General features: G+C 68.1%; 16 protein-coding genes and 3 pseudogenes. 15 read left to right on the forward strand and 4 right to left on the reverse strand.

Annotated features, from left to right (window positions below):
* Position 1: 1 nt before the first annotated feature.
* Entirely contained in the window at positions 2 to 640 is a 639-nt protein-coding gene (locus OHA61_RS00950; protein WP_406301210.1) for a TetR/AcrR family transcriptional regulator, read from the reverse strand.
* Between the two features lie 65 nt (positions 641 to 705).
* Between OHA61_RS00950 and OHA61_RS00955 the strand changes: the two genes are divergently transcribed.
* Together OHA61_RS00955 and OHA61_RS00960 are read left to right on the forward strand one after the other, a co-directional pair.
* Complete coding sequence (locus OHA61_RS00955; RefSeq protein WP_406301211.1) at positions 706 to 2,310, forward strand: FAD-binding oxidoreductase; 1,605 nt, start codon at positions 706 to 708, stop codon at positions 2,308 to 2,310.
* A 386-nt stretch (positions 2,311 to 2,696) separates the two neighbouring features.
* Positions 2,697 to 4,754: a phosphocholine-specific phospholipase C gene (locus OHA61_RS00960; protein WP_406301212.1), complete on the forward strand. Its 2,058-nt coding sequence runs from the start codon at positions 2,697 to 2,699 to the stop codon at positions 4,752 to 4,754.
* Positions 4,755 to 4,967: 213 nt separating this feature from the next.
* Here OHA61_RS00960 and OHA61_RS00965 read toward each other — a convergent pair whose 3' ends face one another.
* The gene (locus tag OHA61_RS00965) at positions 4,968 to 5,387 is read right to left on the reverse strand and encodes a hypothetical protein (RefSeq protein WP_406301213.1); all 420 of its coding nucleotides are present in this window, start codon (positions 5,385 to 5,387) and stop codon (positions 4,968 to 4,970) included.
* A 96-nt stretch (positions 5,388 to 5,483) separates the two neighbouring features.
* On the reverse strand, positions 5,484 to 6,458 hold the full coding sequence (locus tag OHA61_RS00970) for a helix-turn-helix transcriptional regulator (protein WP_406301214.1): 975 nt from the start codon (positions 6,456 to 6,458) through the stop codon (positions 5,484 to 5,486).
* A 136-nt stretch (positions 6,459 to 6,594) separates the two neighbouring features.
* Here OHA61_RS00970 and OHA61_RS00975 point away from each other — a divergent pair, with 136 nt between their 5' ends.
* The 9 genes and pseudogenes from OHA61_RS00975 to OHA61_RS01015 all read left to right on the forward strand — a co-directional run bounded on the left by OHA61_RS00975 (position 6,595) and on the right by OHA61_RS01015 (position 15,775).
* Positions 6,595 to 6,990 carry a RidA family protein gene (locus OHA61_RS00975; RefSeq protein ID WP_406307245.1) on the forward strand — a complete coding sequence of 132 codons (396 nt, stop codon included), beginning with the start codon at positions 6,595 to 6,597 and terminating at the stop codon, positions 6,988 to 6,990.
* A gap of 52 nt (positions 6,991 to 7,042) precedes the next feature.
* A pseudogene (locus tag OHA61_RS00980) lies at positions 7,043 to 7,153 on the forward strand (PTS glucose transporter subunit IIA); the annotation flags it as partial.
* Positions 7,131 to 7,752, forward strand: a pseudogene (locus tag OHA61_RS00985) (transposase); the annotation flags it as partial. The pseudogenes OHA61_RS00980 and OHA61_RS00985, both read left to right, overlap by 23 nt.
* A complete protein-coding gene (locus tag OHA61_RS00990) occupies positions 7,749 to 8,105 on the forward strand; it encodes a hypothetical protein (protein ID WP_406301215.1) in 357 nt (118 codons plus the stop codon). The pseudogene OHA61_RS00985 and the gene OHA61_RS00990, both read left to right, overlap by 4 nt.
* A 123-nt stretch (positions 8,106 to 8,228) precedes the next feature.
* Entirely contained in the window at positions 8,229 to 10,127 is a 1,899-nt protein-coding gene (locus OHA61_RS00995) for a propionyl-CoA synthetase (protein WP_406301216.1), read from the forward strand.
* Between the two features lie 47 nt (positions 10,128 to 10,174).
* Positions 10,175 to 10,267: pseudogene (locus tag OHA61_RS01000) on the forward strand (sigma factor-like helix-turn-helix DNA-binding protein); the annotation flags it as partial.
* 261 nt (positions 10,268 to 10,528) lie between these two features.
* Positions 10,529 to 13,099, forward strand: a complete 2,571-nt coding sequence (locus tag OHA61_RS01005) for an NACHT domain-containing protein (RefSeq protein ID WP_406301217.1) — start codon at positions 10,529 to 10,531, stop codon at positions 13,097 to 13,099.
* 322 nt (positions 13,100 to 13,421) lie between these two features.
* Positions 13,422 to 14,957, forward strand: a complete 1,536-nt coding sequence (locus OHA61_RS01010) for a M28 family metallopeptidase (protein ID WP_406307246.1) — start codon at positions 13,422 to 13,424, stop codon at positions 14,955 to 14,957.
* 158 nt (positions 14,958 to 15,115) lie between these two features.
* The gene (locus OHA61_RS01015; RefSeq protein ID WP_406301218.1) at positions 15,116 to 15,775 is read left to right on the forward strand and encodes a class I SAM-dependent methyltransferase; all 660 of its coding nucleotides are present in this window, start codon (positions 15,116 to 15,118) and stop codon (positions 15,773 to 15,775) included.
* Positions 15,776 to 15,859: 84 nt separating this feature from the next.
* Here OHA61_RS01015 and OHA61_RS01020 read toward each other — a convergent pair whose 3' ends face one another.
* Positions 15,860 to 16,600, reverse strand: a complete 741-nt coding sequence (locus OHA61_RS01020) for a GNAT family N-acetyltransferase (protein ID WP_406307247.1) — start codon at positions 16,598 to 16,600, stop codon at positions 15,860 to 15,862.
* Between the two features lie 173 nt (positions 16,601 to 16,773).
* Here OHA61_RS01020 and OHA61_RS01025 point away from each other — a divergent pair, with 173 nt between their 5' ends.
* The 4 genes from OHA61_RS01025 (at position 16,774) to OHA61_RS01040 (ending at position 19,044) form a co-directional block, all read left to right on the forward strand.
* Positions 16,774 to 17,049, forward strand: a complete 276-nt coding sequence (locus OHA61_RS01025) for a hypothetical protein (protein WP_406301219.1) — start codon at positions 16,774 to 16,776, stop codon at positions 17,047 to 17,049.
* Positions 16,989 to 17,261, forward strand: coding sequence for a hypothetical protein (locus OHA61_RS01030; protein WP_406307628.1), 273 nt, complete (start codon positions 16,989 to 16,991; stop codon positions 17,259 to 17,261). The genes OHA61_RS01025 and OHA61_RS01030 overlap by 61 nt, the downstream gene beginning before the upstream one ends.
* A gap of 292 nt (positions 17,262 to 17,553) precedes the next feature.
* Complete coding sequence (locus tag OHA61_RS01035; RefSeq protein ID WP_406301220.1) at positions 17,554 to 18,000, forward strand: ester cyclase; 447 nt, start codon at positions 17,554 to 17,556, stop codon at positions 17,998 to 18,000.
* A gap of 441 nt (positions 18,001 to 18,441) precedes the next feature.
* The gene (locus tag OHA61_RS01040) at positions 18,442 to 19,044 is read left to right on the forward strand and encodes a DUF998 domain-containing protein (protein WP_406307248.1); all 603 of its coding nucleotides are present in this window, start codon (positions 18,442 to 18,444) and stop codon (positions 19,042 to 19,044) included.
* Positions 19,045 to 19,576 lie beyond the last annotated feature (532 nt).

Genomic DNA, 19,576 nt, shown 5'->3' on the forward strand with positions numbered 1-19,576 from the left:
GTCACGACCCTGGAGTGTGTGTGGTGCCGAAGGCCATGCCGGCGGAGGTGAACAGGCGTGCGCAGCGTTCGGCCATGGCTTGCGGGGACTGTTCGGGGTGCCGGATCCACCAATTGACGAGTGCGGTCACAAGGCCGCGCCAGGCGTACTTGAGGGCGTCGGCGTCGAGGGGGTCGGTGAATCGGGCTGCTCGCAGGATGTCGGCTGATCCTGCGGCTGCGAGGTCGTCGATGCCGACCCGGTACTCCTTTGCAAGGCGGGCAGCCTCGCTGTCCGGTGGAAGCCGGTTGTCGTAGAGGACGAGCCATGCTTCCCGGCTGCCTTCCAGGGCCGTGAAGACCGCGTGCAGGACCGCCAGGGGCACGTCCGCAGTACTGCGGCTGCCTGTCATGGCGGTGCGGATCGCACTGAGAAGTCGCTCACCGATGGGGGTGAGGCAGGCGATGTACAGGTCCTGCTTCGTACCGAAGTACTGATGCAGAAGGGTCTTGGTGACACCGACCTGCTGGGCGATGGCTGCCAGTGAGGCCGCCTCGTAACCGCGTCGGCCGAACTCCTCGGTCGCGGCGCCCAGGATGTCCTGCTTGCGGCGTTCTCGGGGAACGCCTTTCGTACCGGCTCTGCGGTGGGGTGAAGACACGGGACTGATTTTACCCTACGGTAAATTACCTCTAGGTAAATTACCGTAGGTGACGGGAGCTTGTTGTGACCGGATCAGAGTCATCGGCCCCACCCCGCCGTGCACGCTCCTGGTGGGGCTGGGGCTGGGCCGATGCACAGCTCGACGAAGCCGAATGCATCGCCCTGGGCGGGCAACTGCCCGGCACACTCGCGCGTCCGCTGCCGCTGCCGGACGTAGCCTCCCTGCAGGTCCCGGCACCGGCCGTCGCGGTCCGGCGTTCCCTGAGCCACCTGGTCACCGCAGACCCGGAGCAACGCGCTGCGCACACGATGGGCAAGGCATACCGGGACGTGATGCGGGCCCTGCGAGGTCGGTCCGGAAGAGCGCCCGACCTCGTGGCTCATCCGGAGACCGACCAGGACGTAGCCGACCTGCTCGAGTGGGCCGGAGAGGCGGGAGCCGCCGTTGTCCCCTACGGCGGCGGGTCCTCCGTGACCGGCGGCGTCGAATACCGTGGTGACGCGCACGCCGCAGTCGTCTCACTCGATCTGACCCGCATGAACCGGGTACTGGAGATCGACAAGGAGAGCCTGGCCGCGCGCATTCAGGCAGGTACACTCGGCCCGGCCCTCGAAGCCCAACTGCGTCCCCACGGACTCACCTTGCGCCACTTCCCCCAGAGCTTCGAGTTCTCCACGCTGGGCGGCTGGCTCGCCACCCGCGCAGGCGGCCACTACGCCACTCTGCGCACTCACATCGACGACTTCACCGAGTCACTGCGTGCCATCACACCCATAGGAGCCAGCGAATCCTGGCGGCTGCCCGCCTCGGGTGCGGGCCCCTCCCCCGACAGACTCATCCTCGGCTCCGAAGGCACTCTCGGGATCATCACGGAGGCATGGATGCGGCTTCAGGAGAAACCCGCCTTCAAGTCCGGCGCCTCCGTCACCTTCACCTCGTTCACCGACGCACTACGAGGCCTGCGGTCCATCGCCCAGTCCGACCTCCACCCCGCCAACTGCCGCCTGCTCGACCCCGGTGAAGCGGCCCTGGCCGGCGCCTCCCACGACGGATCCGCTGTACTGATCCTGGGCTTCGAGTCGGCCCATGCCCCCGTTGACCGCCGTCTCGGACAAGCCATCGAACTTGCCCGCTCCCACCATGGACACGCCGAAGAACCTGCCACCGAGCCCGGCACGCCCGCCGACGCGGCCGTAGACGCATGGCGCACCGCTTTCCTGCGTATGCCCTACCTCAGAGACGCTTTGGCCCGCATGGGCGCCATCGTCGAAACATTCGAAACGGCAGTCACCTGGGACCGACTGCCGCAACTGATCGATGCCGTCCGCACCGAAGTAGGCAACGCCGCCCACCTGGCAACCGGACACCCCGCAACCATCAACTGCCGCATCACCCATGTCTACCCGGACGGCGCCGCACCGTACTTCACCGTCCTCGCCGCCGGCCGCCCCGGCTCCGAGGTAGCGATCTGGGACGAACTCAAGACGGTTGCCAACGAAGTACTGCACCGCCACAAAGCCACCATCACCCACCACCACGCCGTCGGACGCGACCACCGCCCGGCATACGACCGCCAGCGCCCCGACGTGTTCGCGGCCGCGCTCCGAGCCGCGAAAGACACCCTGGACCCCAACGGCATTCTCAACCCGGGACTCCTGGTCAACTGACGGCCGTGGTCGCAGAGCCGTGACCACAACCGCCGAGTGTGCGCGAACCCATCGCGACAGCGTGATCACCCAGGACCGGACCTCGCCTGACACGGACTGAATCAGCGCCGCGATGCGCGGACAGGCCGCCGACGCTGGAACGACTCCGCGTCGACCTCCAACTCGAGGAAGCCACCTCCAAGCCCGAACCACTTCACCTCACCGAGGTGTTCGGGCTCGATCAGAGGACCGCGATGTGTTACGCGGACTCTGCCCGTCAGCTCCGGCACGGGGCGTTTGCCCGCCGTACCGCGGGCAGTCATGGGGCGTCCGCCGGGCGGTACCCCTTGCGCGCTCTCCTTGGGGCGCCCCCCGCCAGCCCCCTCACCCGCAGAGGTCGACTCACCATGGCAGAACTCAACCGCCGCCGCTTCCTGCAGCTGGCAGGTGGTGCCACCGCACTCACCATGCTGTCCGACAGCATCGCCCGGGCGGCCGCCATCCCTGCCCAGGGCACCACCGGCAGCATCCAGGACGTCGAGCACATCGTCGTCCTGATGCAGGAGAACCGTTCCTTCGATCACTACTTCGGCGCTATGAAGGGCGTACGAGGCTTCGGCGACCCCCGCCCGGTCACCCTGCCCAGCGGCAAGTCCGTCTGGAACCAGGCGGCCGGCAAGAAGGTCACCCTGCCGTTCCGGCCCCCGGGCGACGACCTCGGCATGGAATTCCTCCAGGGCCTCAACCACGACTGGGCGGGCGGCCAGAAGGCCTTCAACCAGGGCAAGTACGACCAGTGGGTGCCCGCGAAGACCGCCACCACCATGGCGTACCTGACCCGCGATGACATCCCGTTCCACTACGCGCTCGCGGACTCTTTCACCATCTGCGACGCGTACCACTGCTCCTTCATCGGCTCCACCGACCCCAACCGCTACTACATGTGGACGGGCCACACCGGCAACGACGGCACGGGCGGCGGCCCGGTCCTCAACAACGCCGAGGCCGGGTACGACTGGACCACCTACCCCGAGCGCCTCGAGACGGCCGGCGTCTCCTGGAAGGTCTACCAGGACATCGGCGACGGCCTCGACGCCGCCGGCTCCTGGGGCTGGATCAACGACGCCTACCGCGGCAACTACGGCGACAACTCCCTGCTGTACTTCAACAAGTACCGGGGAGCCCAGCCCGGCAACCCGCTGTACGACAAGGCCCGTACCGGCACCGACGCCAAGAATGGCGACGGCTTCTTCGACATTCTCCGCGCCGACGTGCAGGCCGGCCGGCTCCCGCAGATCTCGTGGATCGCCGCCCCCGAGGCCTTCTCCGAGCACTCCAACTGGCCGTCCAACTACGGCGCCTGGTACATCTCGCAGGTACTGGACGCCCTGACGTCGAACCCTGACGTGTGGGCCCGTACCGCCCTCTTCATCACCTACGACGAGAACGACGGCTTCTTCGACCACATCGTGCCGCCGTACGTGCCGTCCGGGCCCGAGCATGGCCTGTCCACCACCCCGACGGCGCTCGACTACTTCCCGGGCAAGACGGGCTACGTGGCCGGACCCTACGGCCTCGGCCCCCGCGTGCCCATGCTCGTCGTCTCTCCCTGGAGCACCGGCGGCTACACCTGCTCCGAGACCTTCGACCACACCTCGATCGTCCGTTTCATGGAGCGCCGCTTCGGGGTGGAGGAGCCCAACATATCGCCCTGGCGGCGCGCCGTCTGCGGCGACCTGACCTCCGCCTTCGACTTCGCGCGTACGGAGGCGACGCCCGCCGAGCTGCCGCCGACCGACGGGTACTTCCCGCCGGACCGCGACCGCCACCCCGACTTCCTGGCCCCAGCCCCGGCCGTCGGCACGATGCCCCGGCAGGAGCCGGGCGCCAAGCCCACCCGCCCGCTCGCGTACGCGCCGCACGTGGACGGTTCCGCGGACCCTGGCGCCGGCACGTACCAGCTCACCTTCAGCGGCGGCCCGGCCGTGGGCGCCCAGTTCTACGTCACCTCGGCGAACCGTACCGACGCGCCCTGGACGTACACGACCGAGGCGGGCAAGTCGATCGCGGACAACTGGAACTCGCGGTACTCGAAGGGCGTCACGGACCTGACCGTCCACGGCCCGAACGGCTTCCTGCGCCGCTTCCGCAACCCGGGCAAGACCGCCGGCCCCGAGGTCGCCGCGCGCCACAACGCGGCCATCGGCAACCTCGACCTGACCTTCACCAACGCCGGCACCGTCGACGCCCACCTCACCGTCACCAACGCCTACGCCGGCACCCCCCAGACCTTCACGGTCCGCAGGGGAGCGACCGTCACGCACTCCGTCGACCTGGGCGCCTGCCGCAACTGGTACGACGTGACGGTCACTTCCACCACCTCGTCCAACTTCTTCCGCCGCCTCGCGGGCAAGGTCGAGACCGGCGCCTCGGGTCTGTCCGACCCGGGCATCCTCACCAACTGATCCTCACCGGCTGATTTGGTCCCCGGCCGCCAGCAGCACGCGCCGCTCCAGCACCGCGAGGTGCTGGGGGCGGCGCGTCTGCGCATGCCGGAGGGTGGCCGAGGATCGCAACTCCAGGCGCGCCTAAGGGCGCTGGGCGGTCCGACGGTGGCGGTCGCCACCGACGACACCGTCTCGGTACGCCCCGCGCCCGAGCCGAACCGCCCAAGTTGGCTAGCGAGACGCATCCGCAGAGACCGCCGCCTGCTGCCGATTGAGCTTCTCCATGACGCGGTCGCGAAGAAGCCCGTACTCCTCACGAAGCCTGCGCCACTCGGTCACGGGCGGGCGGGGAATGGCGATGCCTTCGGTGACAGTCTCCTCCGGCCCGAACTGCTCGCGGGTGAGGTCGATCTCGATCCCCATGCCCAGGCGGTTCCACCAGTGGTAGTCCACACGCTCTGCGCCGACGTGGACCTCGCCCCGGATCAGCTCACCTCCCAGCAGGTCATTGAGCACCATGGCGGTCACACCGCACTGGTCCCGAGCCGGGTTGTCCGGGCTCCAGCGCGATCGGAACTCAGGCGTGCACGTCTCGGCACTCCAGCTGCTGCGAACGGCTCGTTCGATGTCGGTGAGAACAAACGGCGTCATGCCAGTGATCCTTCCAGGCGGCACTGACAACGGCCGGACGGGACTGACCGACATTGCGAGTAGCTACTGCATTCCTGAGAGGTCGTTAAGTCCGTTTCAGGATGAGTCTCCGTAGCGGGTGGCAATCGTGGCGGCGCGGTTGCGTAGGGAGATGCGCAACGACTGCGGGGCCAGAGCTTCCGCGTCCGTGCTGAGCTGCCACAGCGCCCATTCAGCGTGTCGGGAATCCTGGAAGGTCACCTTCAGCCGCAGCCAGCCGTCTGCGTCGGGTTCTTCTGCGCGGACGGCCAGCGCGGTGTCCAGCAGGTCCTCCCGCCGCGCCGGGTTCACCCGTACCAGCACGGTGATGTGGTCGCCGCCGGAGAGGAACTGCGCCGAGCGTTCCCGCCAGATTCGGTCCAGATCGACCCGGTTTGGTCGCCGTGCTGTTTCGGGGAGTTCCTCGGCGGCCAACACCCGCGACAGCCGGTAGGTGCGGTCCGCGCCAGATCTCGTGGCCAGCAAATAGCCCCGGTCGCGTACGGTGACCAGGCCGATCGGGTCCACCGTGCGCCACCGTGGCGTCTGGCCCGTGGCCGCGTAGTGGATGCGCAGCTTGTGTCCGGCGAGCACCGCGCGCCGGACCTCGATCATTGTGGTGCTGGGTACCTGCTCAGTGACCAGTCGGCGTGAGAGCAGGTCGGTCTCCGGGTCGACGAGAAATCGCTGGACCGCGTCGCTCGCGGAGGCCCGGTGGCTTTCGGGCAGCGCGTCGACAACCTTCCGCATGGCCGAAGCGAGTGCCGAGCCGAGGCCGAATACCTGCTCGCCGCGCCCCGATCCGGCGGTCAGCAAGGCAAGGGCCTCGTCGTGGTTCAGACCGGTGAGCTCGGTCCGGAAACCGGGCGACAACGCGAACCCACCGTGCCTGCCGCGTTCGGCGTAGACCGGGACGCCGGCCGCGGACAGCGCCTCGATGTCGCGCAGCACGGTGCGGGTGGATACCTCCAGCTCGCGGGCCAGCGTGTCCGCTGTCAGCCGACCGCGCTGACGCAGCAGCAGCACCAGCGACACCAACCGGTCGGCACGCATACGAGAACTCTATCGAAATACATGACTGAGGGTGTCGTGATTTGTTGGGAGGCTCATTGACGCGACGTCAAAGCCGGCGGCTACCGAGCCGATGGACGTGCGTACTCCCGATGAATCGAATGGAGCTGATGTGGCAGTGGAACGAACGGCGGTCAACCCGGTGACGTGGTCGGAGGAGTTGGGATTCAACCAGGGTGAGGTCGTCTCCGGGCACACCCGGACCCTGTACATCTCGGGGCAGACCGCGATGAGCGGCGACGGCAAGCCCCAGCATGACGGTGACATGGCGGCGCAGCTGACGCTGAGCATCGACAACCTGGAGGCCGTGCTTGGCGAGGCCGGCATGTCTCTCGCGAACCTCGTCCGGCTCAACGTCTACGCGACCGACGTCGATCTGCTTTTCCAGCACTACGGCGTGCTGGCGGCGCGGTTGGGCGCCGCCGGGGTGGCGCCGACCTCCACGATGCTCGGGGTGACGCGGCTGGCAATCCCCAGTCAGATGGTCGAGCTTGAGGGGACCGCCGTCGCGTGATGCGACCTCGCCGCCTCTGCTACTCGTGCCGTTCGAACGGGCACGAGTAGCAGGCGTTGAGTCTCTGCGCTGGAACCCGTCGGCCGTCAAAGAGGCCGGAAAGTCCGCCATCTGTCCCATCGTGGCGCTCGAGACCACGGCAGTGGCGCTACCTGCCCCGTGATCCGCCGGCCTGGTCGGCGGTGTTTCTGCTACTTCAGCCAGTGGCGCCAGGACGGGCTCGACCAGGGGATCCAGGAACTCCTGCGCTGCCAGGTGAGGGAGCGGGCCCGCCGATGAGAGGACCCGTCCCTCGTGGTCATCGACACCCAGTCCGTGCGCGCGGCCGCGGGTGTCCCAAAGACCACGACGGGACTGGATGCGACAAGTGGACGTCGGGCCGCAAGCGCGGACTGGCCGTGGACGTCACGGGGTTGATCATCGGTCGTGGTGGCCGCCTCCGCCCATGACAACGCCGCCGGAACGGCCCTGCTCGACCTGGCGGCCGAGCGCATCATCCACGGCGCACTGCCGGACGTCACCGTCGAGGTCGTCCGCCGCAACCAGGCCGACCAGGCCAAAGGCTTCGTGCCGCAGCCCAAGCGGTGGGTAGTCGAGCAGGTCAACGGCACGTTGATGCTGCACCGGCGCCTGGCGCGCGATAACGACCACCGGCCCGACAACTCTGCCTCGCGCGTCTACTGGGCCTCCACCGCGAACATGACTCGCCGCCTCACCACACCCGCCCCGGCCTGGCGCGACACCCTCCAGGCGGCCGCGTGAACATCACCGAACTCCTGACGGATCTCCAGGCCCGGCACGACGAGGCCACCGCCAAGGCCGGCGAACTGCTCGGCCAGATCGAGCACTTCACCGCCGCCTCACCGAGACCGAACCACATCTCGCGGACCTCATCTCGCGGACCTGGCCACCACCGCAAGGTCATCGCGGAACTGGCGCGCCGAGACGGTCGCCCCGTGCATCGCGCTGCGTCGGATGCGAACGAGACGGTCCACGTACCACGATCGTTCCATAGGGTCAGGTTGTCGGGCGTGGCGGGTGACGCGCGTTCGGCGACCGCGGAGAAGGGGCGTAGCCATTCTGCACGCGTGCCGAAGCCATCACCGAATGGCTGATGAAGTACCCGGGCGCCCGGCGGAAGAAATGCGCTGGAATGACCGTGGCACGGCCCGCACGGGCAGGCATGGGGCGGGCCAGGCACTCCAGCCCCCAGCCGGAACGAGGAAAGGAACATCGACATGACGCAGACGCCGAAGCAAGGCGGCTATGCGGCCGGGTACCGGCGCAGTCTGGAGGATCCGGCAGGCTTCTGGCTGGACGCCGCCCGTGCCATCGACTGGGCCGTCGCGCCGACCCGCGCCCTCGACGAGTCACAGGCCCCGCTGTACCGGTGGTTCCCCGACGGGCAACTGAACACCTGCCACAACGCACTGGACCGCCATGTCGACGCCGGGCGCGGCGAGCAACTCGCACTCGCGTACGACAGTCCGGTCACCGGCGGCAAGGCGTCGTTCAGCTATCGAGAGCTGCGTGATCAGGTCGCGAAGTTCGCCGGAGTGCTGGCGGGGCTCGGTGTGGCCAAGGGCGACCGCGTCGCGATCTATATGCCGATGATTCCCGAGGCGGTCGTCGCCATGCTGGCCTGTGCCCGCATCGGCGCCGTCCACTCGGTCGTCTTCGGCGGATTCGCCGCGCACGAGCTTGCCGTACGCATCGACGACGCCCGCCCCAAAGTCGTCATCGCCGCTTCGTGCGGCATCGAACCGACCCGCGTCGTGCCGTACAAGCCCCTGCTGGACGCAGCCCTCGCCCTGGCCGAGCACCAGCCGGAGCACTGCATCATCCGCCAGCGGCCGCAACTCACAGCGGACCTCACCGGCGGTGACCTCGACTGGGACCAGGCCCTGGCTACCGCCAAGCAGGTGGACTGCGTCCCCGTGGCCGCCACCGACCCGCTCTACATCCTCTACACCTCCGGCACCACCGGCCGCCCCAAGGGTGTGGTGCGCGACAACGGCGGCCACGCGGTCGCGCTGCGCTGGTCTCTGGAGAACATCTACGACACCCACCCCGGTGAAGTCTTCTGGGCGGCATCCGACGTGGGCTGGGTCGTCGGCCACTCCTACATCGTCTACGCCCCCCTGCTCACCGGCTGCACCACCGTGCTCTACGAAGGCAAGCCGGTCGGCACCCCGAACGCGGGTGCGCTGTGGCGGGTGATCGCCGAACACCGCGTGACGGCACTGTTTACCGCGCCCACCACAATTCGCGCCGTGAAGAAGGAGGACCCGCGCGGCGAACTTCTCCACGCCCACGACATCGGATCGCTGCGCAACCTGTTCCTGGCCGGCGAGCGACTGGACCCGGAGACCTACCGCTGGGCGACGGAGCTGCTCGGTGTTCCGGTGGTCGACAACTGGTGGCAGACCGAGACCGGCTGGCCGATCGTCGCCAATCCCATGGGCCTTGAGCCGCTCCCGATCAAAGCCGGCTCACCGACGGTGCCCATGCCCGGCTACGACGTGCGCATCCTCGACGAAGCAGGCCGCGAAGCGCCCCCCGGCACCGACGGCGCAGTGGCGATCCGGCTGCCGCTGCCGCCCGGAACGCTGCCCACCTTGTGGCAGGACGACGTCCGGTACGTCCGCTCGTACCTGTCCGCCTACAGCGGCTACTACCTCACCGGCGACGGCGGCCGCAAGGATGAGGACGGCTACGTCTACATCATGGGCCGCATCGACGACGTCATCAACGTCGCCGGGCACCGGCTGTCCACCGGCGCGATGGAGGAGGTGCTCGCCGCCCACCCGGATGTCGCCGAGTGCGCTGTCGTCGGCGTGGCCGACCCGCTCAAGGGACAGGTGCCGCGCGGTTTCGTCGTGCTCAAGGCCGGCCTCGACCGCGATGCGCGTGAAATCGCCGCGGAGCTCGTCACCGCCGTAAGGGAGACGATCGGCCCTGTGGCGGCGCTGCGCCGGGTCGACGTGGTCGCCGCACTGCCCAAGACCCGATCGGGAAAGATCCTGCGCCGCACGATGCGCGACATCGCCGACGGCCGCGACCCCGAACTCCCTTCCACCATCGAAGATCCCGCGGTGATCGAGGACCTGCGCCCGGTACTCCGCGACGACGTCTAGGTGTTGGGAAGTCCCGCCTGCCCCGGCGCCATCCGTGTGGACTGCCCCTGCTCGTGGCGTGGGCGGACCTGACGTACCCGGAAATGGCCGAAGCCCTGTCCATCCCCGTCGGAACGGTCCGTTCACCGCTCAACCGCGCCGCGTAACAGAACCAAACGCTCACTTACGGGTAGAGCGGATGTCGGTGCCCCGACCACAGCGAAATCCCCGGGCGAGGCCGGCAACCTGTCACTCGTACGTGGGGCGGAGACGCTGTTCCCGCAAGCCTCCAGTTCCTGCCGCTGGAAAATCCGGCCATGGGAACTGGAAGGCGGACGCGGCGGGTTGGTCTGCTCTATCTCGTGTTGGCAGTTGGCGGCATGGCCGGGGCCGTGTGCATTGCCGTGCGTTTCGACCTGAGGGTGGCAGAGACGGTAGCGGCTCTGCTGCCGTCTGCAGGCGGCCTGTACCTGTCCTGGGCAACCTTCCGGGCCGATCGGCGGGAGGCAGCCGACGGGGACGGCGTGGCCCAGATCGCCGATCGGCTGGCAGTGGCCGTGCGGGGCCAGTGGGAGTCGGAGGCCCGGGTGCGGCGGTTGAACGACCCCTATCCGCTCCCGGTCTCCTGGCAGGCAGCCGATCCGCGATTCGGCGAGTCGTGGTCCCTCCTGCGGGAGATGGCCGGGGACTGGCCGTCCGGCCCGTCGGCTCCTCCCTCCGGCTGGGCCACTGGGCCAGCTGAACTGGCCGGGACGGGCGGGGAGATCACCGAGGTGTTCCTGGAACGGGTGCCGACACGCCGCCTTGTGGTCCTCGGTGACCCGGGAAGCGGGAAGACGATGCTGCTGATCCGCTTGTTGTTGGCCTTGGCCGCCGAGCGCAGAGAGGGAGGCCCGGTTCCGGTGCTGTTCCCGCTGGCCTCGTGGAATCCTGCCGAGCAGACTCTGGAATTCTGGATGGCGGAACGGCTCGCGCGTGACTACAGCGGTCTTGGCGCCCCAGAGCCGGGGCATGCGGAACACCCTAGGCAGGTCAGCCATGCCCGAGCACTACTGGAGCGCCAACTGATCCTGCCGGTCCTGGACGGGTTCGACGAGATTCCCGAGCCGTTCCGCGCCATGGCGCTGGATGCGATCAACGCCGCCCTGCCGCTCGGCCAGCCGCTGGTGCTGTCCAGCCGCGTGACGGAGTACGGGGACACGCAGGCCCAGGCCCGCGGGGTACCGGTCAGGCTTTGCGGTGCCGCCGCCGTGGAACTGCGCCCCTTGGATGCGCCGGACATCGCCGACTATCTGAAACGGGATGCCGGGGGCCGGCACACGGCGGCGGCTGCCCGCTGGGATCCGGTGATTCGCCTGCTCGGCACCGATGCCCCCGTGGCACGGGCCCTGACCACACCGCTGATGCTCTTTCTGGCCAGGACGGTGTACAACCCCCGGCCGGGGGAACGAGCCACTGTCCTGCCCACGCCTGGGGACCTGTGCGATCCGACCCGCTTCCCCGACACCGCAGCTGTCCGGGCCCATCTCTTCGACGCGTACGTGCCCGCCGCCTACCGGCCACATCCACGGTATCCGTGTCGCTGGACTCCGCAGCAGGCCGAGCACGCCCTGCAATATCTGGCGCGACACCTGCAACACACCCTGGGCGGTACTGCCGACCTGGCCTGGTGGCAAGTGCGCCGCGCGCTGCCGCCCCGTATCGCCCAGGTGGCGACAGGAGTTGTCCTCGGTCTCGTGGCCTGGACTGCCGCCAGCGGCGTGGGCTGGTTCACGGCGCTACTCGCCGGCCTCGATTCCGGGTGGCAGACGGGCCCGCCCTCAGCCGTCGTCGCGGGCCTGGCCGGAGGGATCGCGGGCGGCATCGGCTGCGGCATCGTCGCAGGGGTGACCGGGGGCATCACCGAAGGCATGGCCTACGTGCTGAGCACTGGTCAGCCGGGATGGCTAACGACCACGTTGGCCTACGGACTCGCCTACGGCTTCGCCGGCGGAATCGTCGGTGCCCTGTCGGGCAGACTCGCGGTTCGGCAGCCTGAGAGGCCCTCGGGGCGCCCACACTGCCGGCTCTGGGACTGGCGCATGTGCGCCCTCGGCTTCGCCGCCGGTGCCGTCCTCTGGTTCGCGTTCCGCCACAACTACGGCCCGAAGGCCGCGGCCGTCGGTGCACTCGTCAACGGGACGGTCTACGCACTGGCCGGCGGAGCCATCGGCGCTCGGGCAAGCAGCCTGTCCGCACGCCGCCCGAACGCCATCCCGACCGTGCGCACGCTGTGGGCCTGGAACTGGCGGGGCTTTTCGGCGGGCCTCGCCAGCGGCTCCGCCATCGGCGTCACCCACTGGGGGGTACTCAGGATCCAGTCGCTCCTCACCGGCGCTCCCTCCTACACCTTCACGACCATGCTCGCCTTCTCATGCGCGTTCGGGCTTGCTGTCGGAATCGCCCAAGGCCTCGCCGGCAAACCGGCTGATCTCGCCACCTTGGTCGGACCGGCCGCCCTCCTGAGGCAGGACCGAAGGATCTTCCGCAGGCTGTGGACGGTCGTCGGCCTCGCGGTCGGCGCAGCGTTTCTTCTGTGCTACAGCGTCGAATACACCGTAGCTGGCGGGTTTCCTTACGGTCTGGGCCGGGGGACCACGGGCGGAGGGGCGATGTCGATGGGTCAGGTCCACATCATCGACCGCGGTCTCGCCTACGGACTCACTGTCGGCCTCGCGGCTGCGGTCGGCCACAACGCCTGGTGGTACTACACCCTCACCCGCTACCACCTGGCGGCGCGCCGACAACTCCCCCGAGACCTGACCGCCTTCCTCACCGACGCCCACGAGCGTCGCGGCGTATTGCGCCAGGTAGGAACAGTCCACCAATTCCGTCACATCGACCTGCAACACCATCTCGCCGCCCCAGGGCGGCCTCACGAGCCCGGAGCGTCGCGCCGGCCACTGCCCTGGCCACGATTCCCTCCATCACCGGTACGCGAAGGGCATCAGTGAAGGTTTCTCATCCTGAGCACCAGGCGATCTCGACAGCGTGATCGGCAGCGCCGAGATCCTCCCCCAGCGCACCCACATCGGCGAACTCCGCGGCAAGGTGCGGGACTTGCATGAAGGGACACGGCAAGTGCGGGCAGCAGCCACGAAAGGGCCCTGATCTGAGGCAAGTTGAAGTGGATGGATCACCTCCGGGTGTCAATGTGGCGAAATGCAGCGGCAGTTACGGCGGAACTGTTCCCAGAACGCGCGTAGATCGCTAATTTCCCATCAACCCATGTTCGTACCGGGAAGGACCTCTGTGAACGCATCCCATCGCAGAGCCGTGGCCACGCTGGCCGCAGCCGCACTCGCGACCCCGCTCCTGCTGGCATCCGCCTCCCCGTCCGCAGCGCACCGTCAGGACCCCGCCGACCGGGCGGCCAAGGACGCGTCGAAGCTGGCACGGAAGCTGGTCGAAAGGTCGTCCGCGCAGGACGCCTACAAGCATTTGAAGAAGTTCCAGCAGATAGCGGACACGACGGGCGGCAACCGCGCCGCCGGTTCACTCGGGCACGACGCGTCCGCCGCGTATGTGTACCAGCAGTTGAAGAAGTACGGGTACGACGTGTCGTACGAGCGCTTCGAGTTTCTCTACACCGAGACGCAGGCCGAAAAACTCTCGGTCGTCTCGCCCACGCCCCGTGATGTCGTCATCAAGGCGATGACGTACACCAAGTCCACCCCGGTGGGCGGCGTGAAGGCCGATCTGGCCGCCGTACCGCCGGACGCCACCACCGGCTGCGAGGCCGCCGACTACGCGTCGGGCACCTTCACCGGCAAGATCGCGCTGATCAAGCGCGGCGGCTGCACCTTCGCCGTGAAGCAGGCGGCAGCGGCCGAAGCGGGCGCGATCGGCGCGATCATCTACAACAACACCGAGGGCATGCTTTCCGGCACCCTCGGCGACGCGGCCGCCGGCAAGATCCCGACCGGTGGCATCACCCTCGCCGAGGGCGAGAAGCTCGCCGCGGACCTCGCGGGGGGTCCGGTCAACGTCTCCTTCGAGATCCGCGAGTTCCAGCAGACCCGCGCCACCAACAACGTCATCGCGGAGACCCGGCACGGCAACGCCGCCAACACCGTGATGCTCGGCGCGCACCTCGACTCGGTCACCGCAGGCCCCGGCATCAACGACAACGGCTCCGGCTCGGCCGGTCTGCTCGAGGTCGCCGAGGAGCTGGCCAAGGCGGAGAAGCGCCCCGCCAACAAGGTGCGCTTCGCCTGGTGGTCGGCCGAGGAGAACGGCCTGCTCGGCTCCGAGCACTACGTTGCGAACCTCAGCAACCTGGGCAAGAAGGAGATCAAGCTCTACCTGAACTTCGACATGATCGCCTCGCCGAACTACGGGCAGTTCGTCTACGACGGCGACGACTCGGACGGCGTCGGCGCCCCGGCCGGCCCGACGGGCTCGGCCCAACTCGAGCGCGACATCAACGAGTTCCTCGACAAGCGCGGCGCCCCGCACGAGGGCACCGACTTCACCGGCCGCTCCGACTACGGGCCGTTCATCGAGGTCGGCATCCCGTCCGGCGGCACCTTCACCGGCGCGGAGGGCATCAAGACCGAGGCGCAGGCGAAGAAGTTCGGCGGCACGGCCGGTGTCGCGTACGACGTGAACTACCACGCCAAGGGCGACAACCTGAGCAACATCAACATGACGGCGTTCAAGGTGAATATCGGCGTCATCGCCAACGCCGTGGGCACCTACGCCCACGACCTGAGCTCCCTGCGCAAGCCGGTCACCTCCGTCCCCACGGGCGGTGACGCGGGCAGCGGCGGCGGCTTGCACGACGGTCACGACCACGACGTGACCGAGTAGGGCCAACGGCACGACACGGTGCGTCACGCCGCAGGCTCATCGCCTGCGGCGTGACGTGGGAGCAGCCGGGTGACGTCGCATCGGACGCGATGACGACCCTGAAACAATGGTGAGATGCTCACCACTGACGGCACTTCAACCCAATGACTCCACCTCAGATGCTTTCCGACAAGCAACTCCAAGCCTCCAGTGTGGTCGCCAACAACACGATGAACCGTGAACGGGGCCTGACCGGCGTCAACAGCTACGCCCGCGAACTCGGGTTCGCCCCCATCACCCACCTCTCCGATTGCTCCACGTCACCATCGTGGCTGGACCTGTGCTGTGGTGAGGGCCGCGCATTGAGCGAGGCAGCAAGCCGACTGCCCGCCTCTGCAGTGCTGACCGGGATCGATCTGGTGGGCTCATTGTCCCCATCACCAGCGATACCCGGGGTGGAACTCATCACTGCCTCGGTCGGCGACTGGACAGCGACGCGCGCCTACGACCTGATCACTTGCGTACACGGGCTCCACTACGTCGGCGACCAGCTCGGCCTCCTCACCCGCGCAGCTTCCTGGCTTACCCCCGAAGGTCTGCTGGTCGCCCACCTCGACCCCAGCTCGATCCGTTGGGCAGACGGCACACCAGCGGGACGCGCAACGCTGGCGGGGCTGCGTGCCGCCGGGTTCACATACAGCTCGCGTCATCACCGGCTGACACTCCGCGGACCGCGGAGCGTCCAACTGCCGTTCGTCTACCTGGGCGCAGATCCCCACGCCGGGCCGAATTACACCGGACAACCCGCCGTAGCGTCGTTCTACCAACGACGCTCGTGATACACGACTTCCGCGTGGGTTGTTGCCTCTGCCAGCCGTGCAGCACTCGGAGAGCATCATCATGCCCGTACCTACCTACGCCTTTCAGCCTCCGGATACACCTCCGCCGTCATCGAGCCGAACGCTCAACTGGGCTCCTACCTCCTGAAATCCCAGCGCGTGAGCAACCCGTCGGGACGACTCCGGCCGAGCTCTCCATTGCGGCATGAGACCCGCGTCGAGAGCGTGCGCCACTGCTGCGGAGGCCACCGTCTTCGCCAACCCACCACTGCGATGCTCCGGACCTGTCAGGACGGACATATGCGCTGTCCGTCCTGGCCAAGCCCGATATCCCGCTGCGGCCACGACCTCGACACCATCAAGGACGACGAAGGCAGGCGACGAGATCTCATCCAGACCGCTTTCGCCAGCGTCTTCTTGCCCCGCCCTCGCCAGCAAAGCCAGCAGCCATGGGTGCCCCGCAGACACGCGCGTCACCGTCCGGTCCGTGGGCATGGGACGGAAGTCCGAGCTGGACAAATAGGCGAGGGTGGCCGGACCCAGTACCTCGGCGACGGACAGTTCGGCCCGGAGCACATCCGTCTGTACGAGAGCCGCAGGGGGCACCGCGGCAGCGACTTTGCGCAGCTGGACGGCAACCTCGACCTTCGGCACTGTGATGATCCCTGCTCCGCCCAGGACCACGACCCCGCACCACGAGGGCGGACACAGTTTCGATCTTGGCGAGACGACCACGCTGACGGACGAGCGTCCGAACTCCACGGGCGCGCCAGCCAAGTCCTGCCACAGTGCCTGAGCACGAGCTATCAGCGGATCCGGCGTCATGCCTGGATCCTGCCATTCGAAGATCACGCGGGGAACGGCCTTTCCCGGCTGCCGGCCCGCCTCAGTCGAACGTAGGCAGGAACACGAGATCGCTGGATGCCGCCGCCAGCGGTAGTCCGGGAAACCACTTCGAGGAGATCAACGACAGTCGCCGGCACGCGGTCGGCGACGCCGTGCCGGCCGCCACTGCGAAGCGGCTCACCGCCTGGGTGGGCAGCCGCGCGCCCGTCGGCAGGCTCGGAGCAGACGAGTTCGCCGTCACGCTGCTGACCGGCCCGGCCGCCGGGAGCTGTGCCTGGCGCGGTTGGTCCGGATGCCGCCGAGCCAGTGCCGTCGACGCAGGTCCGCCGGTCGATATCGCCGCCTCGGTCGGCGCCATCCCCGCATCATGCACGCACTGCTCAACGGCCCGGAGCCGGTTGACCTGCCGAGGGTCTCCGGAACGCTGACGCTGCGGCGCAACATCACCGGGATGCAGCTGCACGTGGACACACTTCATGTCGCCTGCACGGTGCGCAGCACCGAGCAGGCAGAGGCAGCGGGCCCGGAGTTCACATTCGACCGGCACGGCGCGTACGTCGTCAGCCGCAGCGACACAGCGAGGTGCGTCTATGGACCGAGGCCGGGGCATGGGGCAGCGCCAGCAACCGTTCTCCAGTAAGCAGGCAAGGCCGAAGGTGTGTTGTCACAGGCGCCGGTCGCACGCAGTGCGCCCCGACGGACGGCGGCGGCTGGCAGGGCTATCTCGGAGACTCGCCTGCGGGAGGAGGCAGGCGGGACTCGCCCTGCCCGGCAGGGTGGCGGGCTTCACGGTGCGACTGCTCGTCTGCCGACGGGCTAGGCCGTTCGGGCAGCATTGGGAAAATGAGCTGACATTAGCCGATCCTTCATCTGCCCATGCCCTAATCTGCTCTTCGATTCTCCTTGGTCAAACCGGGATGGAAAGGTAGTCGATGAGCGGGAGTGCGGCAGGTAAGGGTGAGTCGAAGAGATCCCCGACGAGCGTCATTCGCCGTTTCAGCGAGGAAGTGGTGAACAAGGGGAATTTTGAGGTGCTGAGCGAACTCGTGCACAAGGATGTCCGGTTCGACAGTTCCCTGGCTGGTGTGGCTCCGGGAATCGACGGTGTAAGAGAAATCTTCTCGGCGCTGCGTGAAGCATTCTCCGATGCAGCGTGCGCCATCGAGGAACTCGTCGCCGACGGTGAGCTCGTCGCCGAGCGCTTCACCTTTACCGGCACCCACGCGAATGATTTCCATGGGGTGCCCGCGACCGGCAAGCGGATTTCCATGAGCGGCATGGCAATGTTCCGGGTCGTGGACGGCAGGATCGCGGAGCGGTGGGGTGTCGAGGACCAACTCGGGCTGATGCGCCAGCTCGGCGCCTTCAACAGGAGCTGATCCGCCTGTCGACCGCCCAACGGCCCGGGTGAGTGTCCAGGCAGTTCCCGGTAGGCCGGCGGGGAGCGGGTCGGCCGATGCGCGGCGGCTGGGTCAGCACGCGCTGCGGCGCCCCGCCGCAGAGCGCGACACTCGGACGCAACCCACATTGCGCACCACGCTACCGGGCGCCCGCGACCCCTACGTCGCGAATGACTCGTACCTCGTTCCACGAAACCCCCAGGCCAGACGTATCTCCGCCACCCCGCGGGCCAACTGACGCACGTAGTCACCAGTTCTTGGCCTCGTTGTGTCACTGCCGTTCGGATCCGCACCGAGTTCGGCGTCGCCGCCTGAGCCTCATCCGGCGGGCGGCTGGGGCTGGGTGGGCAGCATGCGGACGACGGGGTCGGGAGCCGCCAGCTGTTGGCGCACTGGAATGACGTGGCAACTTATAGTGGATTGACGCGACTTGTTCCTAGATGGGCCTTGCTCTCGTCGGGATGTGCGCCTGCCCTGTTGATCGGAGGCTGGACGATCGCGGCGCTCCTTGAAGGGCCCGCCTACGACCCTGCTACTCAGACGATCAGCGTCTTGGCGGCCTACGGAGCCGCGGGATTCTGGGTGATGACCGCGGCTCTGTTCGCCGTCGGTGTCTGCCACCTGCTTACCGCCTGGGGGCTGCGCCCAGCCGCGCTCGCCGGACGTGTGGCGTTGGGCAGCGGCGGAGTGTCGGCGCTAGCCGTGGCTCTGCTCCCGCCGCCGAGCAGTGGCGGGTCCCTGCACCACGGTTCAGTTGCCGCGGTCGGCTTCGCTCTCCTGGCGGTGTGGCCCGTCCTGGCCGCCGATCGCAACGGAGCCGCACCATGGGGGCTCCGGCCTGCACCCGCAATCGTGGCGACCGTTCTGATAGGCCTCGGCGCAGCCTGGTTCCTGATCGACATGCATCATCACGGGCCAGCTGGTGTCGCTGAACGCGTTGCGACATCCATTCAGTCCCTCTGGCCCTTTGTGGTCGTCGCCTCCTGCCTCCTCCGCACAGACAACGATGAACCTTCGAATTGACCAAGTCCGCACTCAGTCGTGGCGGCCGACCCCAGAACGGAAGATGGTTCCCCGCAGCACCGGAAATAGACAGGCCAACACAGTAGGGCGCGCAGATGGTCACGCATCGACACGAGGGACGGCTGGGCGCGGCCGGCACTGGAACTCCGGCGAAACAGCGCCAAATCCAACCGACATCCTGATCGGCAGAATGCACCACACCGCCGGCACGCTGAAGCCAAGAGTCCAGGGGCCCTCGGCGTTGGACTCGAGGAGGCGGCGGGCTCCCGCTCTCCGCTGACCCTTGTGGGTGCACGTCGCCGGGCGCGGCGGGCCCTCCGGGCCAGGGGCGGAGACTCGGCTCGCCTACGGCACAGGAAAAGCCGTGGAAGATGAAGGCGGATGACCGCCGCCGCGGCTGCGCGCGCCAGGCCCCTCGGTGAACGAGACCACGGTGGTGAGGGTTGAAGGCACCCCCAAGGCCCGCCCCCGAAGGGTATTCGGTAGTCAAGCCGATTCACTTGGCGCCCGATGGAATGTTCGAAATTCCAGG

The organism is Streptomyces sp. NBC_00885 (genome assembly GCF_045207475.1).
Taxonomy (GTDB): domain Bacteria; phylum Actinomycetota; class Actinomycetes; order Streptomycetales; family Streptomycetaceae; genus Streptomyces.